Annotated in this window: 8 protein-coding genes; 5 read left to right on the forward strand and 3 right to left on the reverse strand. The window is 62.4% G+C overall.

Annotated features, from left to right (window positions below):
- Positions 1-205: 205 nt before the first annotated feature.
- Together ACYZUC_RS28825 and ACYZUC_RS28830 are read left to right on the forward strand one after the other, a co-directional pair.
- Positions 206-13204: a non-ribosomal peptide synthetase gene (locus tag ACYZUC_RS28825; RefSeq protein ID WP_461991985.1), complete on the forward strand. Its 12999-nt coding sequence runs from the start codon at positions 206-208 to the stop codon at positions 13202-13204.
- A gap of 203 nt (positions 13205-13407) precedes the next feature.
- Complete coding sequence (locus ACYZUC_RS28830) at positions 13408-14220, forward strand: alpha/beta fold hydrolase (RefSeq protein WP_461991987.1); 813 nt, start codon at positions 13408-13410, stop codon at positions 14218-14220.
- A 142-nt stretch (positions 14221-14362) separates the two neighbouring features.
- On the opposite strand, the gene dsbG is transcribed toward ACYZUC_RS28830, so the two are convergent.
- From dsbG to dsbD, 3 genes are read right to left on the reverse strand one after another with little or no spacing between them, the layout of a single operon-like run.
- Positions 14363-15133: a thiol:disulfide interchange protein DsbG gene (gene dsbG / locus ACYZUC_RS28835; protein ID WP_461991989.1), complete on the reverse strand. Its 771-nt coding sequence runs from the start codon at positions 15131-15133 to the stop codon at positions 14363-14365.
- The gene (locus ACYZUC_RS28840; protein ID WP_461991991.1) at positions 15109-15975 is read right to left on the reverse strand and encodes a TlpA family protein disulfide reductase; all 867 of its coding nucleotides are present in this window, start codon (positions 15973-15975) and stop codon (positions 15109-15111) included. Before ACYZUC_RS28840 ends, dsbG begins: the two co-directional genes overlap by 25 nt.
- Positions 15975-17711 carry a protein-disulfide reductase DsbD gene (gene dsbD / locus ACYZUC_RS28845; protein ID WP_461991993.1) on the reverse strand — a complete coding sequence of 579 codons (1737 nt, stop codon included), beginning with the start codon at positions 17709-17711 and terminating at the stop codon, positions 15975-15977. The genes ACYZUC_RS28840 and dsbD overlap by 1 nt, the downstream gene beginning before the upstream one ends.
- A 155-nt stretch (positions 17712-17866) precedes the next feature.
- Between dsbD and ACYZUC_RS28850 the strand changes: the two genes are divergently transcribed.
- The 3 genes from ACYZUC_RS28850 (at position 17867) to ACYZUC_RS28860 (ending at position 20574) form a co-directional block, all read left to right on the forward strand.
- Positions 17867-18550, forward strand: a complete 684-nt coding sequence (locus ACYZUC_RS28850) for a response regulator (protein ID WP_008033711.1) — start codon at positions 17867-17869, stop codon at positions 18548-18550.
- Positions 18547-19872: an ATP-binding protein gene (locus tag ACYZUC_RS28855; protein ID WP_461991995.1), complete on the forward strand. Its 1326-nt coding sequence runs from the start codon at positions 18547-18549 to the stop codon at positions 19870-19872. Before ACYZUC_RS28850 ends, ACYZUC_RS28855 begins: the two co-directional genes overlap by 4 nt.
- A gap of 216 nt (positions 19873-20088) precedes the next feature.
- On the forward strand, positions 20089-20574 hold the full coding sequence (locus tag ACYZUC_RS28860) for a GNAT family N-acetyltransferase (protein ID WP_461991997.1): 486 nt from the start codon (positions 20089-20091) through the stop codon (positions 20572-20574).
- Positions 20575-20583: the final 9 nt, after the last annotated feature.

The raw sequence follows: 20583 nt of genomic DNA on the forward strand, positions 1-20583 counted from the left end.
CCCCGTTGGCGATCAAGCCTGCCGACTAATTATTTCAAGACGTCATCCGTTCTCATTGGTGAATGGCTCCGGGCGCAAGCCCCGGCCAAAACAGCATTCCCAATGCCTCGCGCGGTCGGCGAAGACCGCGTCCTGCATGCCCCTGAAGGGGCGTGAAAGCAGAAAACCGATTCCACTTGCAAGCCGAATTCAGGCAGGAAACCTCATGACCGACGCGTTCAAAATACCTGGCACACTGGTCCAAGCCCTTCAGCGCCGCGCGGCCCTGACGCCGGATCGGGTGGCCTTGCGTTTTCTCGCCGAAACCCCGGATCAGACGGTGGTGCTCAGTTATCGCGAACTGGATCAGCGGGCGCGCACCATTGCCGGCGCGTTGCAGGCCGAAACTGATTTTGGTGATCGCGCGGTGCTGCTGTTTCCCAGCGGTCCGGATTACGTCGCGGCGTTTTTTGGTTGCCTGTATGCGGGCGTGATCGCGGTGCCGGCTTATCCGCCGGAGTCGGCGAAGCGTCATCATCAGGAGCGCCTGCTGTCGATCATCAGCGACGCCGAACCGCGCCTGCTGCTGACCAGCGCCGGCCTGCGCGATGCGTTGCTGCAAATCGAAGGCGCGCCGCCGCTGCTGTGCGTCGACACCCTCGACAGTGCACTGGCCGCAAAGTGGACTGAACCGAATCTCGAAGGCGACCACATTGCCTTCCTGCAATACACCTCGGGCTCCACCGCGTTACCAAAAGGCGTGCAAGTCAGCCATGGCAACCTGGTCGCCAATGAGTTGCTGATTCGTCACGGTTTCGGCATCGACCTGAACCCTGACGACGTGATCGTCAGCTGGCTGCCGCTGTACCACGACATGGGTTTGATCGGCGGTTTGTTGCAGCCGATTTTCAGCGGCGTGCCGTGCGTGTTGATGTCGCCGGCGTACTTCCTCGGTCGACCGCTGCGCTGGCTCGAAGCGATCAGCGAGTACGGCGGCACCATCAGCGGCGGGCCGGATTTTGCCTATCGCCTGTGCAGCGAACGTGTCAGCGAATCGGCGCTGGAACGCCTCGACCTCAGCGGCTGGCGCGTGGCGTATTCCGGTTCCGAACCGATTCGCCTCGACACCCTCGACCGTTTCGCCGAGAAGTTCGCGACCTGTGGTTTCACCCCGGACAGTTTCATGGCGTCTTACGGCTTGGCCGAGGCCACGTTGTTCGTCGCCGGTACACCCCGTGGCCAAGGCATCGGCAACCTGCGCGTGGATGATCAGGCGTTGGCGCAAAACCGTGCCGAAGTGGGTGAGGGGAGCGCGATCATGAGTTGCGGCATCAGCCAGCCGGATCACGCGGTGCTGATTATCGATCCATTGGCGCTAACCGAACTGGCCGACAACGCGGTCGGCGAAGTCTGGGCCACCGGGCCGAGCATCGCCCATGGCTACTGGCGCAACCCCGAGGCCAGCGCCAAGACCTTCGTTCAACACGCCGGCAAAACCTGGCTGCGCACCGGCGACCTGGGTTTCATGCGCAACGGCGAGCTGTTCATCACCGGTCGCCTGAAAGACATGCTGATCGTTCGCGGTCACAACCTGTACCCGCAGGACATCGAGCAGACCATCGAGCGTGAGGTGGAAGTGGTGCGCAAAGGTCGCGTCGCCGCGTTCGCCGTGAGCATCGACGGTCAGGAAGGCATCGGCATCGCCGCAGAAATCAGCCGCAGCGTGCAGAAAATCCTGCCGCCCGAGGCGCTGATCAAAGCCATCCGCCAGGCGGTGGCCGAGGCGTATCAGGAAGCACCGAGCGTGGTGGTGTTGCTCAATCCGGGCGCATTGCCCAAGACGTCCAGCGGCAAACTGCAACGTTCGGCGTGCCGTAATCGGCTGGCGGATGGCAGCCTCGACAGCTACGCACTGTTCCCGTCGGCGGCCCCTGAAAACCAGACCAAAACCGAGTCGGGTTCCGAGCTGCAAAGCCTGATCGGCGAGATCTGGGCCGAGCAGTTGCAGGTGAAACAGGTCAGCGCCGATGACCACTTCTTCCTGCTCGGCGGCAACTCCATCGCCGCCACTCAAGTGGTTGCTCGTTTGCGTGAAGAACTGGGTCTGGAGCTGAACCTGCGCCTGCTGTTCGAAGCGCCGACCCTCGGTGCATTTACCGCCGTGGTCGCGCAGCAACAACAGGATGGCGGCCTGGCCCAAGGCGCGATCAGCACGCTGTCGCGCAGCGAAGCGATGCCGCAATCCCTCGCACAAAACCGTTTGTGGATTACCTGGCAGCTCGATCCGCAAAGCAGCGCCTACAACATTCCCGGCGCCTTGCGTTTGTGTGGCGAGCTGGATGAAGACGCCCTGCGCGCCAGCTTCCAGCACCTGATCGAACGCCACGAATCCCTGCGCACGCGCTTCTTCGAACGTGACGGCGTGGCGCTGCAACAGGTCATTGCCGCTGGCGAATTCAACCTGCAACAGATCGACATCAGCGATTTGCCCGTCGCCGAGCGTGAAGCTCGCGCGCAGCAAATCCGCGAGGACGAAGCGCACACCCAGTTCGACCTGGAAAAGGGGCCGCTGCTGTGGGTGACGCTGGTGCGCCTCGATGATGAGGATCACCAGTTGCTGGTGACGCTGCACCACATCATTGCCGATGGTTGGTCGCTGAACGTGCTGATCGACGAATTCTCGCGCCTGTATGCCGCTGCGTCCCAAGGGCAAACGGCATCGCTCGCGCCATTGCCGACCCAGTACGCCGACTATGGCAGCTGGCAGCGTCAATGGCTGGCGCAAGGTGAGGGCGAGCGGCAACTGGCCTACTGGAAAACGCAGTTGGGTGATGAGCATCCGACCCTGAACCTGGCCACCGATCACCCGCGTTCGGCGCAACACCGTCACAGCGCCGCGCGCCACACCGTGCGTTTGGCCGCGCCCCTCAGCGAGGCGATTCGCCAGACTGCCCAGGCCCACGAGGCCACGTCTTTCATGCTGTTGCTTACGGCGTTCCAGAGCCTGCTGCACCGCTACAGTGGCCAAACCGACATCCGCGTTGGCGTGCCGAACGCCAACCGTCCACGCCTGGAAACCCAGGGCCTGATCGGCTTCTTCATCAACACCCAGGTGCTGCGCGCCGAGGTGGATTCGCGGTTGCCATTTGTTGAACTGTTGGCGCAAACCCGCCAGGCGGCCTTGGGCGCCCAGGCGCATCAGGACTTGCCGTTCGAGCAGCTGCTGGAAGCGTTCCCGCAGGCCCGCGAACAAGGCTTGTTCCAGGTCATGTTCAACCATCAGCAACGGGACCTGAGCGCACTGCGTCGCTTGCCTGGGTTGCTCGCCGAAGAACTGCCGTGGCACAGCCGCGAAGCCAAGTTCGACTTGCAATTGCACAGCGAGGAAGACCGTAACGGTCGCCTGAGCCTGTCGTTCGACTACGCCAGCGAGCTGTTTGACACCACCACCATCGAGCGCCTGGCCGAGCATTTCTGCAACCTGCTGCGGGTCATTTGCGAGCAGCCGACCACCACCGTCGGCGACCTGCAACTGTTGACCGCGAGCGAGCGCGATCAGCAAGCCTCGTGGAGCGTCGCACCGTGCACACCGGCCAGCCAATGGCTACCGGAACTGCTGAACGAACAGGCACGCCTGACCCCGGAGCGCACCGCGCTGCTGTGGGACGGCGGCAGCCTGGACTTCGCCGAACTGCACGTCCAGGCCAACCGCCTCGCGCATTACCTGCGCGACAAAGGCGTCGGCCCGGACGTTTGCGTGTCCATCGCCGCCGAGCGTTCGCCGCAACTGTTGATCGGCCTGTTGGCGATCATCAAGGCCGGTGGTGCCTACGTGCCGCTGGACCCGGATTATCCGGCCGAACGCCTGGCGTACATGCTCAGCGACAGCGGCGTCGAATTGCTCCTGACCCAAACCGAATTGCTCGACCGGCTGCCGGCCACCGATGGCGTCAGCGTAATCGCCATGGATGCGCTGCACCTGGAGAGCTGGCCGAGCCAGGCGCCGGGCCTGCATCTGCACGGCGACAACCTCGCGTATGTGATTTACACCTCCGGTTCCACCGGCCAGCCGAAGGGCGTCGGCAACACCCATGCGGCCCTCGCCGAACGCCTGCAATGGATGCAGAACACCTATCGCCTGAACGACACCGACGTGCTGATGCAAAAGGCACCGATCAGTTTCGATGTGTCGGTGTGGGAATGCTTCTGGCCGCTGATCACCGGGGCGCGTTTGCTGATTGCCGCGCCCGGCGAGCATCGCGATCCGCACCGCATTGCCCAACTGGTTCAGGAATACGGGGTGACCACGCTGCACTTTGTGCCGCCGCTGCTTTCGTTGTTCATCGACGAGCCGCTCACCGCCGAATGCACCAGCCTGCGTCGTGTGTTCTCGGGCGGCGAAGCCTTGCCTGCCGAGTTGCGCAACCGCGTGCTGGAGCAACTGCCGGCCGTGCAACTGCACAACCGTTATGGTCCGACTGAAACGGCGATCAACGTCACTCATTGGCATTGCCGCACGGCCGATGGCGAGCGCTCGCCGATTGGCCGTCCATTAGGCAACGTGATCTGCCGCGTGCTCGACAGCGAGCTCAACCCGATGCCGGCTGGTGTGCCCGGTGAGTTGTGCATCAGCGGCATCGGTCTGGCCCGGGGGTATCTGGGGCGTCCGGCTCTGACGGCTGAACGTTTTGTCGTCGATCCACTGGGCGAGCAGGGGGCACGTTTGTATCGCACCGGCGACCGTGCGCGTTGGACTGCCGATGGCGTGATCGAATACCTCGGCCGTCTCGATCAGCAGGTCAAACTGCGTGGCTTCCGCGTCGAACCGGAAGAAATCGAAGCGCGTCTGCTGGCGCAGGACGGTGTCGCGCAAGCCGTGGTGCTGGTGCGCGAAACCGCCGCTGGCGGGCAGTTGATCGGTTACTACACGGCCATCGAAACCAGTGAATCCGAAGACACTCAAACCGCTCGCCTGAAAGCCGCGCTGGCGGCCGAGCTACCGGAGTACATGGTCCCGGCGCAGTTGATGCGTCTCGACAAAATGCCCCTCAGCCCAAGCGGCAAACTCGACCGCCGCGCCTTGCCGGAACCGCAATGGCAGGTGCGCGAACACGTTGAGCCGGTCACTGAGCTTGAACAGCAGATCGCCGCGATCTGGCGTGAAGTGCTGGGCTTGAAGCAGATCGGTCTGCGCGACGACTTCTTCGCCCTCGGCGGCCACTCGCTGCTGGCCACGCAAATCATCTCCCGCACCCGTCAGGCCTGCGACGTCGAATTGCCGCTGCGCGCGTTATTTGAAAACAGTGAACTGGGCGCGTTCGCCGAGCAGGTGCAACGGATTCAGGCCAGCGGCAACACCAACAAACAACCGCCGATTGAAAAGGTCGACCGCAGCCAACCGGTGCCGCTGTCCTATTCCCAGCAGCGCATGTGGTTCCTTTGGCAGATGGAGCCGGACAGCCCGGCCTACAACGTCGGCGGCATGGCGCGGTTTCGCGGGGTGCTGGACATCGGGCGCTTCGAGACGGCGTTGCAAGCGCTGATCATGCGTCACGAAACCTTGCGCACCACGTTCCCGAGCATCGACGGCGTGGCGCAACAGCGCGTGCACCCGGAAACCGGGATGCGCATGGACTGGAAAGATTTTTCCGCGCTGGACGCCGACTTGCGCGAACAGCGGGTGCAGGCACTGGCCGACAGCGAAGCGCATCAGCCCTTCGATCTGGAAACCGGCCCGCTGCTGCGCGCCTGCCTGGTCAAGACCGCCGAGCAGGAACATTACCTGGTGCTGACCCTGCACCACATCGTCACCGAAGGCTGGGCGATGGACATTTTCGCCCGGGAACTCAGTGCGCTTTACGAAGCATTCGTCGATGACCGCGAATCGCCACTGGCGCCGCTGCCGGTGCAATACCTCGATTACAGCGTCTGGCAGCGCCAGTGGCTGGAGTCCGGCGAACGCCAGCGTCAGCTCGACTACTGGACTGCGCAACTGGGGCGCGAACATCCGCTGCTGGAATTGCCCGCCGACCGTCCGCGTCCAGCAGTGCAAAGCCATCAGGGCGAGCTGTTCCGTTTCGACCTGAGCGATGATCTCGCCGCACGGGTCCGCGCCTTCAACGCGCAAAACGGCCTGACCCTGTTCATGACCATGACCGCCGCGCTGGCCGTGCTGCTTTACCGCTACAGCGGCCAGACCGACCTGCGCATCGGCGCGCCGGTGGCCAACCGCATTCGCCCGGAAAGCGAAGGGCTGATCGGTGCGTTCCTCAACACCCAAGTGCTGCGTTGCCAGCTCGACGGGCAGATGTCCGTTGGCGAACTGTTCGAGCAGGTGCGCCACACCGTGATCGAAGGCCAGTCCCATCAGGACCTGCCGTTCGATCATTTGGTTGAAGCGTTGCAGCCACCGCGCAGCGCTGCGTACAACCCGCTGTTCCAGGTGATGTGCAACGTGCAGCGTTGGGAATTCCAGCAGCGCCGCACGCTGGCCGGCATGACGGTCGAATACCTGGCGAACGATGCGCGAGCGACCAAATTCGACCTCAATCTGGAAGTCACCGACCTCGATCATCGGTTGGGTTGCTGCCTGACTTACAGCACCGACCTGTTCGATGAACCGCGCATTGCGCGCATGGCCGGGCACTGGCGTAATCTGCTGGAAGCGTTGCTGGCCGATCCGCAACAGCGCCTCAGTGAACTGCCGTTGCTCGAAGTCATGGAACAGCAAAAGCTGCTCGACAGCCTGGGCATCGAACCGGGTGAACATCGACTGGATCAGTGCATTCATCACCTGTTCAGCGAACAGGCGCTGGTGCGCAAGGATGCGCCGGCGCTGACATTCGCCGGGCAAACCCTGAGCTACACCGAGCTCGACAGCCGCGCCAATCGCCTGGCCTGGATGCTGCGCGAGCGGGGTGTCGGGCCAAAGGTTCGCGTTGGACTGGCACTTGAACGGTCGCTGGAAATGGTCATCGGCCTGCTGGCGATCCTCAAGGCAGGTGGCGCTTATGTGCCGCTCGATCCGGAATACCCGCTCGATCGCCTGCATTACATGATCGAGGACAGCGGTATCGGTTTGTTGCTCAGCGATGCGGCGATGTTCCAAGCCCTGGGTGATCTGCCGACAACCGTAAGTCGCTGGTGCCTCGAAGATGACGCTGCCGAATTGGCCAACTACCCGGCCACCGAGCTGCCGTTCATCAGCCTGCCGCAGCATCAGGCGTACCTGATTTACACCTCCGGCTCCACCGGCAAGCCGAAAGGCGTGGTGGTGTCCCACGGTGAAATCGCCATGCACTGCCGCGCGGTAATCGAGCGTTTCGGCATGCGTGCGGACGACTGCGAACTGCACTTCTATTCGATCAATTTCGACGCCGCGACCGAGCGTCTGCTGGTGCCGTTGTTGAGCGGTGCGCAAGTGGTCTTGCGTGCTCAAGGGCAGTGGGACGCAGAAGAAATCTGCGGATTGATCCGTCGCCACAACATCAACATCCTCGGTTTTACCCCAAGCTACGGCAGCCAACTGGCGCAGTGGCTGGCGACTCAGGGCGAAACCTTGCCGGTGCGCATGTGCATCACCGGCGGCGAAGCCCTGACCGGCGAGCACTTGCAGCGCATTCGTGCGGCGTTCAAACCGAGCCTGTTCTTCAACGCCTACGGCCCGACGGAAACCGTGGTCATGCCGTTGGCCAGTCTTGCACCGCAGCAGCTTGAAGAAGGGCTGGGCAGTGTGCCGATCGGCAGCGTCATTGGCGCTCGTGTGGCCTACATTCTCGATGCCGACCTGGCACTGGTGCCGCAAGGCGCAACCGGTGAGTTGTACGTCGGCGGTGCCGGTCTGGCCCAGGGTTATCACGACCGTCCGGGCATCACGGCGGAACGCTTCGTGGCCAACCCGTTTGCAGCGGATGGCGGGCGGATTTATCGCACCGGCGACCTGGTGCGGCAGCGCGCCGACGGCCTGGTGGAATACCTCGGCCGCATCGACCATCAAGTGAAAATTCGCGGTTTCCGCATCGAACTGGGCGAGATCGAAACCCGTCTGCTGGACCATGAATCGATCCGTGAAGCCGTGGTCCTGGCACTGGACGCCCCAAGCGGCAAACAACTGGTCGGCTATCTGGTCACCGACGTGGCTGAGCAGGACGAAACACAACAAGCCCAATTGCGTGAAGCCCTCAAGGCTCACCTGAAATCGCAATTGCCGGAATACATGGTGCCGACGCACCTGATCCTGCTGGCGAGCATGCCGCTGACTGCCAACGGCAAACTCGACCGCCGTGCACTGCCGGCGCCGGACCCCGAGCTGAATCGTCAGGACTATGTGGCGCCAAGCAACGAGCTGGAACTGACGTTGGCGCAGATCTGGTGCGAAGTGCTGAACGTCGCGCAGGTCGGTCTCAACGACAACTTCTTCGAACTGGGTGGCGACTCGATCCTGTCGATCCAGGTGGTCAGCCGCGCGCGGCAGCAGGGCATTCACTTCAGCCCGCGTGACCTGTTCCAGCACCAGACTGTTCAAACACTCGCCGCCGTGGCCAGCCGCACCGAGCAGGTTACGGCCGAGCAGGGTTTGCTCACCGGCGAATCGCGTCTGACCCCGATCCAGCATTGGTTTTTCGACACCGACATGCCCGAGCGTCAGCACTGGAACCAGGCGTTGTTGCTGGAACCGACCGTTGCGCTGGAACCTCATCGCCTGGAGCAAGCGCTACTGGCGGTGATCGAACAGCACGACGCCTTGCGCCTGCGCTTCACCGAGGCCGGCGGCGCATGGACGGCGGCGCACCAGAAGGTGGGAGGCGCCCCCGTGTTGTGGCAAGTGCGCGTGCCGGCGATGGATAAATGCGCGGCGCTGTTTGCCGATGCCCAGCGCAGCCTTGATCTCGAACAGGGGCCGTTGATGCGCGTGCTGCTGGTCGATGGTCCCGAGGGCCAGCAACGGCTGTTCTTCGCGATCCATCACTTGGTGGTGGACGGTGTTTCCTGGCGTGTATTGCTGGACGATCTGCAAACGGTGTATCGCCAACTGGCGGCTGGGCAGTCGGTGAAACTGCCGGCGAAAACCAGCGCCTTCAAGGACTGGGCGGCCCGCTTGCGGGCGTATGCCGGCAGCGAATCCCTGCGTGAAGAACTGGGCTGGTGGCAGTCGCAGCTGGCCGGGCCGAGCGTCGAATTGCCGTGTGATCGCCCTGAGGGCGGTCGGCAGAATCGTCATGCGCAAACCGTCAGCGTACGCCTCGACAGCGAGCTCACTCGCCAGTTGCTGCAACAGGCACCGAGCGCCTATCGCACCCAGGTCAACGACCTGTTGCTGACGGCATTGGCCCGCGTGCTGTGCCGCTGGAGCGGTAATGAATCAGCGCTGATCCAACTTGAAGGCCACGGTCGCGAGGCGCTGTTCGACGAGATCGACCTGACCCGCACCGTCGGCTGGTTCACCAGCGCCTACCCGCTGCGCCTGACCCCGCAGAACATCGAAGAAGCCGCCGGCCAGGGCGCTTCGATCAAGGCGATCAAGGAACAACTGCGCGGCGTGCCGCACAAAGGCCTGGGCTATGGCGTGTTGCGTTACCTCGCCGACGACCTGTGCCGCGAAGCCATGGCCGCGTTGCCGGTGGCGCCGATCACCTTCAACTACCTCGGCCAGTTCGACCAGAGCTTTGGCGCGGACGCGTTGTTCCGTCCACTGGATGAACCGGTCGGTGCCGCCCACGATCCGAAAGCGCCGCTGCCCAACGAGCTGAGCGTTGACAGTCAGGTCTACGGCGGCGAATTGGTGCTGCGCTGGACCTTCAGCGCCGAGCGCCACGATCCGCAAACCATCAGCGAACTGGCGGACGCCTACCTCGGCGAATTGCAGAGCCTGATTCAGCATTGCCTGCGTGACGAGGCGGGCGGCCTGACGCCGTCGGACTTCCCGCTGGCGAAACTGACCCAGCCGCAACTCGATGCACTGCCGATTCCGGCCGCTGCCATCGAAGACGTCTACCCGCTGACCCCGATGCAGGAAGGCATGCTGCTGCACACCTTGCTCGAACCGGGCACCGGCCTCTACTACATGCAGGACCGCTACCGCATCAACAGCGCGCTCGATCCGCAACGTTTTGCCGAGGCCTGGCAAGCGGTGATCGCCCGTCACGAAGCCTTGCGTGCATCGTTCTGCTGGAACGTTGGTGAAGACATGCTGCAGGTTATCCACAAGCCGGGCAGCACGCCGATCGAGTCCCTCGACTGGACGGCAATCGCCGAGGACGAGCAAGAGCCCAAGTTGCAGGCGTTGCTGAAAAGCGAGCGTGAAGCCGGGTTCGATCTGCTTAATCAGGCACCGTTCCACCTGCGTTTGATCAAGGTTGGCGAAGCGCGCTACTGGTTCATGATGAGCAACCACCACATCCTCATCGATGCCTGGTGCCGCTCGTTGCTGATGAACGATTTCTTCGAAATCTACACCGCGCTGGGTGAAGGTCGCGAAGCCCAACTGGCTGTGCCGCCGCGCTACCGCGACTACATCGGCTGGCTGCAACGCCAGAGCCTGGCCGAGGCGCGGCAGTGGTGGAAAACCAACCTGCAAGGCTTCGAACGGACCACGCCGATCCCGAGCGACCGGCCGTTCCTGCGTGAACATGCCGGCGACAGCGGCGGCATGATCGTCGGCGACCGCTACACCCGACTTGATGCTCGCGACGGTGCGCAACTGCGTGAACTGGCGCAGGCCCATCAGCTGACCATCAACACCTTCGCCCAAGCGGCGTGGGCCTTGGTGCTGCGGCGTTTGAGCGGTGATCGCGACGTGCTGTTCGGCGTCACGGTGGCCGGGCGCCCGGTGGAAATGCCGGAGATGCAACGCACCGTCGGGCTGTTCATCAACAGCATCGCGCTGCGGGTGAAGATGCCGGAAGACGATCAGCGTTGCAGCGTTCGCCAGTGGCTGAGCGGCTTGCTCGACAGCAACATGCAACTGCGCGAGTACGAATACCTGCCGCTGGTGAGCATTCAGGAAAACAGCGAATTGCCGAAGGGCCAACCGCTGTTCGACAGCCTGTTCGTGTTCGAAAACGCGCCGGTGGAAGTCTCGGTACTGGACCGTGCACAGAGCCTCAACGCGACCTCGGATTCGGGCCGCACCCACACCAACTTCCCGCTGACGGCGGTGTGCTATCCGGGCGATGACCTGGGCTTGCACCTGTCTTACGACCAGCGTTATTTCGATGAGTCGACCGTTGAGCGCATGCTCGGTGAGTTCAAGCGCCTGTTGCTGGCACTGGTCGAAGGTTTCCATGGCGACATGGCGGACTTGCCATTGCTGGGTGCCGAGGAACAGGATTTCCTGATCCACGGCTGCAACCAGAGCGAACACGATTACCCGTTGGAGCAGAGCTACGTTGCGTTGTTTGAAGCGCAGGTTGCGCAGCATCCGCAACGGATCGCCGCCAGTTGCCTCGATCAGCAACACAGCTACGCCGAACTGAACCAGCGCAGCAACCGTCTTGGTCATGCGCTGACGGCAGCCGGTGTCGGGCTGGATCAGCCGGTGGCGTTGCTGGCCGAACGTAACCTCGATCTGCTCGGGATGATCATCGGCAGCTTCAAGGCCGGTGCGGGTTATCTGCCGCTGGATCCGGGGCTGCCAAGTCAGCGCTTGAGCAGGATCATCGACCTGAGCCGTACGCCGTTGCTGGTCTGCACCCAGGCCTGTCGCGAACAGGCGGTGGCGTTGCTGGAGGAATTCGGTTGCGCCAATCGGCCACGGTTGCTGGTGTGGGAGGAGGTGCAGGCGAGTGAAGTGTCGGTGGCGAATCCGGGCATCTACAGCGGCCCGGACAACCTTGCCTACGTGATCTACACCTCGGGTTCGACCGGCTTGCCCAAAGGTGTGATGGTCGAACAGAGCGGCATGCTCAACAACCAATTGAGCAAGCTGCCGTACCTGAACCTCAGCGATGCCGATGTGATCGCCCAGACCGCTTCGCAAAGCTTCGACATTTCGGTCTGGCAGTTCCTTGCCGCACCGTTGTTCGGTGCACGGGTGGACATCGTGCCGAACACCATTGCCCACGATCCGCAAGGCTTGCTGGCGCATGTGTCGGCCCAGGGCATCACCGTGCTGGAAAGCGTGCCGTCGCTGATTCAGGGCATGCTCGCCCAGGAACGCATGAGCCTCGACGGCCTGCGCTGGATGCTGCCGACCGGTGAAGCGATGCCGCCGGAACTCGCCCATCAATGGTTGCTGCGCTACCCGGACATTGGGCTGGTGAATGCCTACGGGCCGGCGGAATGTTCGGACGACGTGGCGTTCTTCCGTGTCGACATGGCCTCGACTCGCGGCAGCTATTTGCCGATTGGCACGCCGACCGACAACAACCGTTTGTACCTGCTCGATGGCGCGCTGGACCTGGTGCCGTTGGGTGCGGTGGGCGAACTGTGCGTGGCCGGCACCGGCGTCGGGCGCGGTTATGTCAGCGATCCGTTGCGTACCGCGCAGGTGTTTGTGCCGAACCCGTTTGGCGCGCCGGGCGATCGTTTGTATCGCACCGGCGACCTCGCCCGTCGTCGCAGTGACGGCGTGCTGGAGTACGTTGGGCGCATCGACCATCAAGTGAAGATTCGCGGCTACCGCATCGAACTAGGTGAAATCGAAGCGCGTCTGCATGAGCAACCGGAGGTGCGCGAAGCGGCGGTTGGTGTGCAGGAAGGCGTGAACGGCAAGCATCTGGTTGGCTATTTGGTCGCGACTGATTCTTCACTCAATCCATCCGAACGCCTGGAGCGCATCAAGCAACGCTTGCGCGCCGAGCTGCCGGAATACATGGTGCCACTGCACTGGTTGTGGCTGGAGCGGATGCCGCTCAATGCCAACGGCAAACTGGACCGCAAGGCACTGCCGGCGCTGGAGATCGGCCAGTTGCAGAGCCAGGATTATCAGGCGCCGCGCAATGAGCTGGAGCAGACGTTGGCGGGTATCTGGGCCGAGGTGTTGAAGGTCGAAAAGGTCGGTGTGCGCGACAACTTCTTCGAGTTGGGCGGGCATTCGCTGCTGGCGACGCAGATTGCGTCGCGGGTGCAAAAATCGCTGCAACGGGATGTGCCGCTGCGGGCGATGTTCGAGTGCAGCACGGTGGAGGAATTGGCTGAGTACATCGACGGGTTGGCGGTGAGTGATATCACCGAGGACAAGGTCGATCGGTTGAATGACTTGATGGCGGAGTTGGAGGGGCTTTGATTCTCTAGCGTCTGTCCTGGCCTCATCGCTGGCAAGCCAGCTCCTACAGTTTTGTGTTGATCGCAATTGTTGTGACCAACCGGGACCTGTAGGAGCTGGCTTGCCAGCGAAGGCGCCAGAACTGTCGTCACAATTTCCGCGTTGACTGTCCAGTCGTACCGGCTCAGTCTGCCCGCTCCCTTTTTGGCAGAGGAGACAGTTTGATGCCCTTCGTTACGATTGACGGACAACCCCTTCACTACATCGATCAAGGCACCGGCCCTGCCGTATTGCTCGCCGGCAGCTACCTCTGGGACCAAGCCATGTGGGCGCCGCAGATCGCCGCCCTGTCGCAGCAATACCGGGTCATCGCCCTGGACCTGTGGGGCCACGGTGAGTCAGGCTCGCTACCCGAAGGCACACAATCGCTGGATGACATTGCACGTCAGGCGCTGGCCTTGCTCGATCATCTGCACATCGACCGTGTCACGCTGGTCGGTCTTTCCGTCGGTGGCATGTGGGGCGTGCGTCTGGCGCTGTCGGTTCCACAGCGGATCAACGGCCTGGTGCTGATGGACACTTACGTCGGCGTCGAACCTGAACCCACCCGCCAATACTATTTCTCGCTGTTCAAACAGATCGAAGACAGCGGCGTGATTGCACCGCAACTGCTCGACATCGTCGTGCCGATTTTCTTCCGTCCGGGCATCGACCCGCAGTCGGCGCTGTATCAGGATTTTCGCGCGAAACTGGCTGCGCTACAGCCAGAGCGTCTGCGCGAAAGTATCGTGCCGATGGGGCGGATCACATTTGGGCGCGATGATGTGTTGCCGCGACTGGGCGAGCTGGATGCTGAGGCCACGCTGGTGATGTGTGGTGATCAGGACAAGCCGCGACCACCGTCGGAAACCATTGAAATGGCTGAGTTGATCGGTTGCCCGTATGTGCTGGTGCCGGAGGCGGGGCATATCTCCAATCTGGAGAATCCGGCGTTTGTGACCGAGGTGTTGTTGGCGTTTTTGGCTGAAAGAAATTAATAGGTCATGCTGACGCCATCGCCGGCAAGCCAGCTCCTACAGGGTTTGAGTCGACCGCAACATTTGTGAGCGATTCAAACCCTGTAGGAGCTGGCTTGCCAGCGATGGCGTCGGTGAGATCACCACACGTCGTATGAAAAATTCACTTCGGCCCGAGAATTTTCACTAGCTTGTCCGGCGAAGGCGCGCCTTGCTGCTGTTGCAGCTCGCCCTTGTCGTCCATGTAGAAAATCGCCGGAGTGGCCTGCAATTCCAGGTCTTCCATCAATTGCATGTTCGCCGCCAGTTTCGCCTGAATCGCCGGCGGTACGTCTTTCAGCGCCTTGAGCGTACTGGCCTTGCCGGCCCCTTCGTGGTCTTGCAGGGCTTTTTGCGGATCTTTGGCGGCCAGCAATGCCGCGGATTTGCCCGGACTGTCTTCACGAATGATGCCGACCATGATGTGCCGCAGTTGCACCTTGCCGGCCTTCACCCACGGCCGCGCCTGTTCCCAGAACAGGTTGCAGTAAGGGCAGTTCGGATCGCTGAACAGGTACACCACGCGCGGCGCATCCTTGTTGCCGTCACCGATCCAGTTGCTCGCTTCCATCTTGCCCCAGATTTCCTTGGCCATCGGCGCATACACCAGTTTCTGCAACGGCGCGCTGCTCAGGTCTTTGCCGTCGGCGTCGTACAAATTGCCCAGCAACACATGTTTGCCATCCGGCGTCAGGTACAGCGCCATGCCACGGTTCTGGTACTGCGCGGCATAACCGCGCAAGCCATCGGGCGCGTCGAACTGGCCGACGATTTTCGCGCCCTTGGCTTCGATCTTCTTGATCGCTTCGGGCAATTCTTCGGCAGCCTGTACCGACGGCAGGTGCAGCAGGGCGGCGCCCAGGGTCAGCGTCAGCAGGTGGCGGAGGCGGGGCATGGCAGTTTCCTTGAAGAAGTGGACGGTGTGGCCGGGTTCGGGGTGTCAAAGTTTTCCAGGGCGCGGGCCAGGCTGGCGTCCGACAGTTCGCCCAGGTGACTGCCCAGCAGGCGACCGTCAGGGCTATAGAACAGCGTAGTCGGCAATGCCATCGAACCGACGGCCTGACCCAATCGACCGCTGCCGTCGAACAGTACGTTGGACAGGCTCAGGCCCTGGGTTTCCAGAAAGGTGCTGACGCTTTGCATGCTTTCCGCCTGATTGACGAACAGGAAGGTCAGGTCCGGTCGGTGTTGCTGAGCGTTTTCCAGCACCGGCATTTCCCGGCGACACGGCGGGCACCAGGTGGCCCAGAGATTGATCACCAGCGGCCCGCCCTTGTAATCGGCCAGTTGCACCGTTTCACCGGCGGCATTGCGCAGGGTGATTTCCGGCAGGCGCGTGCCTTGTTCGTAAATGCTCAGGGAGAATGTCGCGAGCAGCCAGAACGCCAGGCCACTGGCCACGCCAAAGCCCAGCGGACGGCGCAACCCCGGACGACGCCAGCCTCGATACACCGCGGCCAGCAGCAGCGCGATCACACCCGGCCAGGCGAGAAAGCCACCGTCGCGCAGGTCGATGACTTGCCACGGATCGTCGCGATAGTGCTTCCAGTACAGCGCGACGAAACTGATTCGGGCCGCCAGCATGCCCAGCAGGAACAGGCTGAACAGCGCCGACTCGGGATTTTCACCGCCACGCTTGGCCGCCCGCCAGCCGACAAACGTCGCCAGCGCCAGGGCACTGATCAGCAGCAAGTGGTTAAGCGCGATGGCAAACGTGCCGAGGGTAAAAGTCAGCATTAACGGGCGTCTCGGGTGGTGGTCCAGCGTTGCAGGAAGGTGTCGGCATCGACCTCGCCGGTGATGCGCTGGCTGCGACGCTCGATGCCATCGGCGCCGATCCACAGAAAACTCGGTGGCCCCGGCACTTTATAGCGGCCAAGCAGTTCGCGGCTGGCGGCATTGTCGGCGGTGACGTCCAGCCGTAGCAAGCGCACATCGCTCAAGGCGTCGAGCACGCGGGGTTGGCCGAACACCTGTTTTTCCATGACCTTGCACGACACACACCAGTCGGCGTAGTAGTCCAGCAGCACCCATTGGCCCTGAGCTTGTGCGGCATCGAGCTCCCGTTGCAGAGCGGCGGGGTCCTTGATGGTGGTGAAAGCCTCATGGCCGACCGGACGGGCGACATTGCCCGCATTGGCAGCGCTATAGACTTGCAGCGGTTTCAACAGGTCATCACTGCCGCCCGCCGCACCGATCATCAACAGACTGCCCCACAAGCCGAGCAACAATGAGCTGGCTCCGAACAGATGCGCGACGCGTCCGAAACCTTGCGACTGCTTCCAGGCGCTGTAGGCGGCAATCAGCAACAACGCACCGCACAGACCGATCCACAGCGATTCATCCAGTACCGGCCGCAACATCAACAACGCGGTGGCGAGGAACAGGAAGCCGAACACGCCTTTGAGCAGGTTCATCCAGGCCCCGGGTTTGGGCAGGAAGCGGTTGCCGACGGTCACCAGCAACAGCAGCGGCACGCCGATGCCGATGCCCATGGCAAACAGAATCAACCCGCCGTGCAGCGCATTGCCGCTTTGCGCGATGTAGAGCAGGGCGCCGGCCAGCGGGGCGGTCATGCACGGACCGACCAGCAGACCGGACAGCGCGCCCAGCACACCAGCGCCGATCAGGCTGCCACCGCGCTGATTGCGCGAGACGTTCTCCAGCCGATCGCGCACGGCGACCGGCAGTTGCAGCTCGAAGAAGCCGAACATCGGCAACGCCAGCAGCACAAACACGGCGGCGAAACTGCCCAGCAACCAAGGGTTTTGCAGCAGTGCCTGCAAGTTCGCGCCGAGCAGCGCCGCCAGAACGCCCATCGCCGCATACACCAGCGCCATGCTCACGACATAGCTGGTGGCCAAGGCAAATCCGCGTTTGGGCGTTGCGCCACTGCCGACAATCATTCCGGCCAGAATCGGCAGCATCGGCAACGAGCAAGGGGTGAAGGCCAGCAGCAGGCCCAGACCGAAGAACACCAACAAGCTCCAGCCCAACGCCCGTTGTTGCAGGCTGCTGGCCAGGGCTTGATCCGGCGCTTCATTGGCCGCCGAAGCGACAACGCTGCCGCCCAGGTCCACGACCTGGGTTTGCGGCGGATAACACAATCCGGCATCGGCGCAGCCCTGGAAGCCGACCTTGATCTGGCCGGTCGCGCCCGCCGGGATCTTCAGCTCCAGGCCCTGGCGATAAACCTGCTGTTCACCGAAAAATTCATCACTGTGAGACTCGCCTTCGGGCAACGCAGGATGCTGCTCAGCGGGCAACCCATCGAACTTAAGGCGTTTCTGATAAAGGTAATAACCGTCGGTGATCTGCCAATAGAGTTGCGTTTCACCCGACTCAAGGCGCTCGGACGTGAAGACGAACGCTTTTTCCACTGGCAGGAATTCAGGTTTGGTTTCGAACGGATTGGTCCCTGCCTGGGCCAGACCCGAGATCAAGAGAGCAAAAAACAAAAACAATCGACGCATTGGGTAAGCCTTGTCCCTGTGCAAGTGAGGTGCACAATGTGGGGCGGCGATTAACCGATGATTAACCGTGACGGCCTTGTGACAAAGGCACTTGCGGCATAATGTCCGCTTAATCGGCCACCGGCCTAATCACCTTTTTTTCAACAGGTCTCACCATGCACGTACTGGTTTGCGAAGACGATGAGCTGATCGCCAGCGGCATTGTCGCCGGCCTCACTGCTCAGGGCCTGACGGTGGAGCACGTCAACACTGCCTCGAAGGCCCGGGCCATGCTCAAGGTCGCCGAGTTCGACGTGATGGTGCTCGACCTCGGTCTGCCGGATGAAGACGGGCTCAAGCTATTGCAGCAGTTGCGCCATCATGGCCTGGAGATTCCGGTGCTGATCCTCACCGCCCGGGATTCGGTGACCGACCGCGTCGACGGCCTGCAAGCGGGGGCCGACGATTACCTGCTCAAGCCGTTCGACCTGCGCGAACTCGCCGCACGCCTGCACACGTTGTTGCGACGGGTGGCGGGGCGCAGCGTCAACCTGATCGAACATGGCCGCTTGACGTACGACCCGAGCAGCCGCGAAACCATGCTTGGCGGTCAGCCAGTGGACCTTTCCCGTCGCGAACAGTCACTGTTGCAAGCCTTGCTGCACAACCGTGGCCGGGTGCTGTCCACCGAGCAGTTGAAAGACAGCGTCTATGGGTTCAACGACGAACTGGAAAGCAACGCCCTCAACGTGCATATCCATCACCTGCGGCGCAAACTGGGTAATGGCATTGTCGAGACCGTGCGCGGCCTGGGCTATCGCCTGGGGCCGGCCGATGATGGAGAGGAAGTGAAAAAGTGATGAGCCTGCGTTTGCGCCTGAGCCTGACGCTCGGCGCCGCATTTGCGCTGATCTGGGCCTTGGCAGCGGCCTGGATGCTCAGCGACCTGCGCAACCAGATGATGTTTTCCCTCGACCAGCGGCTGGTGGCGTCGGCGCGCATGGTCGCCGGCCTGATGGAGCAACTGCCGCCGTTGCCGACCAAGGGCGAGGGCACCCATTTCAGTGCGGAACAACTGAACATTCCGGGCGGCATGGCGTGTCAGGTCAGCTCGCTGCGCGGCGAAATCCTCGCCCGCAGCCACACCGATCCACAACAAACACTGCAAGCCGAGAAAATGGGCTTCCACGATCAGATGATCGATGGCGCGCCGTGGCGCAGTTTCACCCTGGCCCGTGGCGATCTGCGCATCACCACGGCGGATCGGCAGATCGAGCGCGAAGCGTTGAACATGTCGATCCTGCTCGCGGCGTCGGTGCCGGTGGGCGTGGCGTTGCTCGGTTGCCTGTGCCTGCTGTGGCTGGGGATCGGCCAGGGCCTGGCGCCGCTGAACCGTATGCGCGATGCCTTGATGCGACGCAGCGCCGACTCGCTGGAACCCTTGCAGATTCAGCCGTTGCCCAGTGAGTTGCAACCGTTGCTGGATACTCAGAACCAGCTGTTCCAGCGCATCGGCAAGACCATCGAGCGCGAACGCCGTCTGACCGGCGACGCGGCCCACGAACTGCGCAGCCCGCTGACGGCCATCAAAACCCACCTGCAAGTGGCACGCATGACCGATGGCGCGGCACGGGATCAGTCCCTGGCACGGGCCGAAGAGGGCGCCGACCGCCTGCACCGCACGCTTGAGCAATTGTTATTGCTGGCACGGGTCGAGGGCAGTCTGTCGTTCGACGACGGTGTGCAATGCAGCGCCGAGCAAGTGGCGAAACTGGCGATTCAGGATGCCGCCAGTGGTGATCGTCAGCGGATCCAATTCAAGCTGCCGCCGAAGCTCTCCCACGCGCCGGTGCAAATGCCCGCCGTGCTGTCGATTGCCGCGCTGCGCAATCTGCTGGACAACGCGCTGCGCCATACCCCGAACGACGGCGCGGTAGAACTGAGCCTGGCAACCACCGGCAACCGCGTGCAGTTCGTCGTGCGCGACCATGGACCGGGCATTGCCGAGGACGATATGCAACACCTGACCCAACGCTTCTGGCGCAACGGACAGAGCACCGGTTGCGGTCTGGGGTTGGCGATTGTCCAGGCGATTGTTCAGCGTTGCGGCTGCACGCTGCATTTCGACAGCCGGCCGGATGGCTTGCGGGTTGAGCTGACGATGCCGTTGCAAACGGTCTAACAAACGACATACATCCTTGTAGGAGCAGAGCTTGCTCGCGAAGACGTCCGTACAGTCAACATCAACGTTGAATGTACGGACGTCTTCGCGAGCAAGCTCTGCTCCTACAGGGGGTGTGTTGTTCATCAAATGTAACGTCTCTCCATTAGCCATCCGGCCTCAACCAGCGCTATCGTCCCCGGCAGCTTTTTCTCAATGGATTGAGGTTACAGCGCCATGGAAGCCCCCATACACATCTGCAAGGCAAGCCCCGCCGACGCTGGGATCATCAGCCGGATCGTCGAGCGTTCCATCCGCGTCGGCTGCGCGCTCGACCATCGCAATGACCCGCAAACCGTCGCCACCTGGACCCACAACAAAACCGTCGAACACATTCAACCGTGGCTGACCGACCAACGGCTGTACCTGAACATCGCCCTGTTGCAGGACAAACCGGTCGGCGTCGCGATGGCGGCGATCAGCGGCAAGCTTGCCTTCTGTTACGTGCAGCCGGAATGGTTTCGTCGTGGCGTCGGGCAAGCGCTGGTGCGCGACCTTGAAAGCTGGCTGATCGATAACGGGTTGGCTCAGGTTCGACTCAATAGCACACGGACCAGTGAAGCCTTTTACCGGCATCTGGGTTATCAGCCTTGCGCTGAAACCTTCACCGTAGCCGGGCTTCGTGCCATCCCCATGTACAAGGGCCTGACCCCGCCTTCATAGAAAGCCGGG

It is taken from the genome of Pseudomonas sp. GT1P32 (assembly GCF_054897805.1).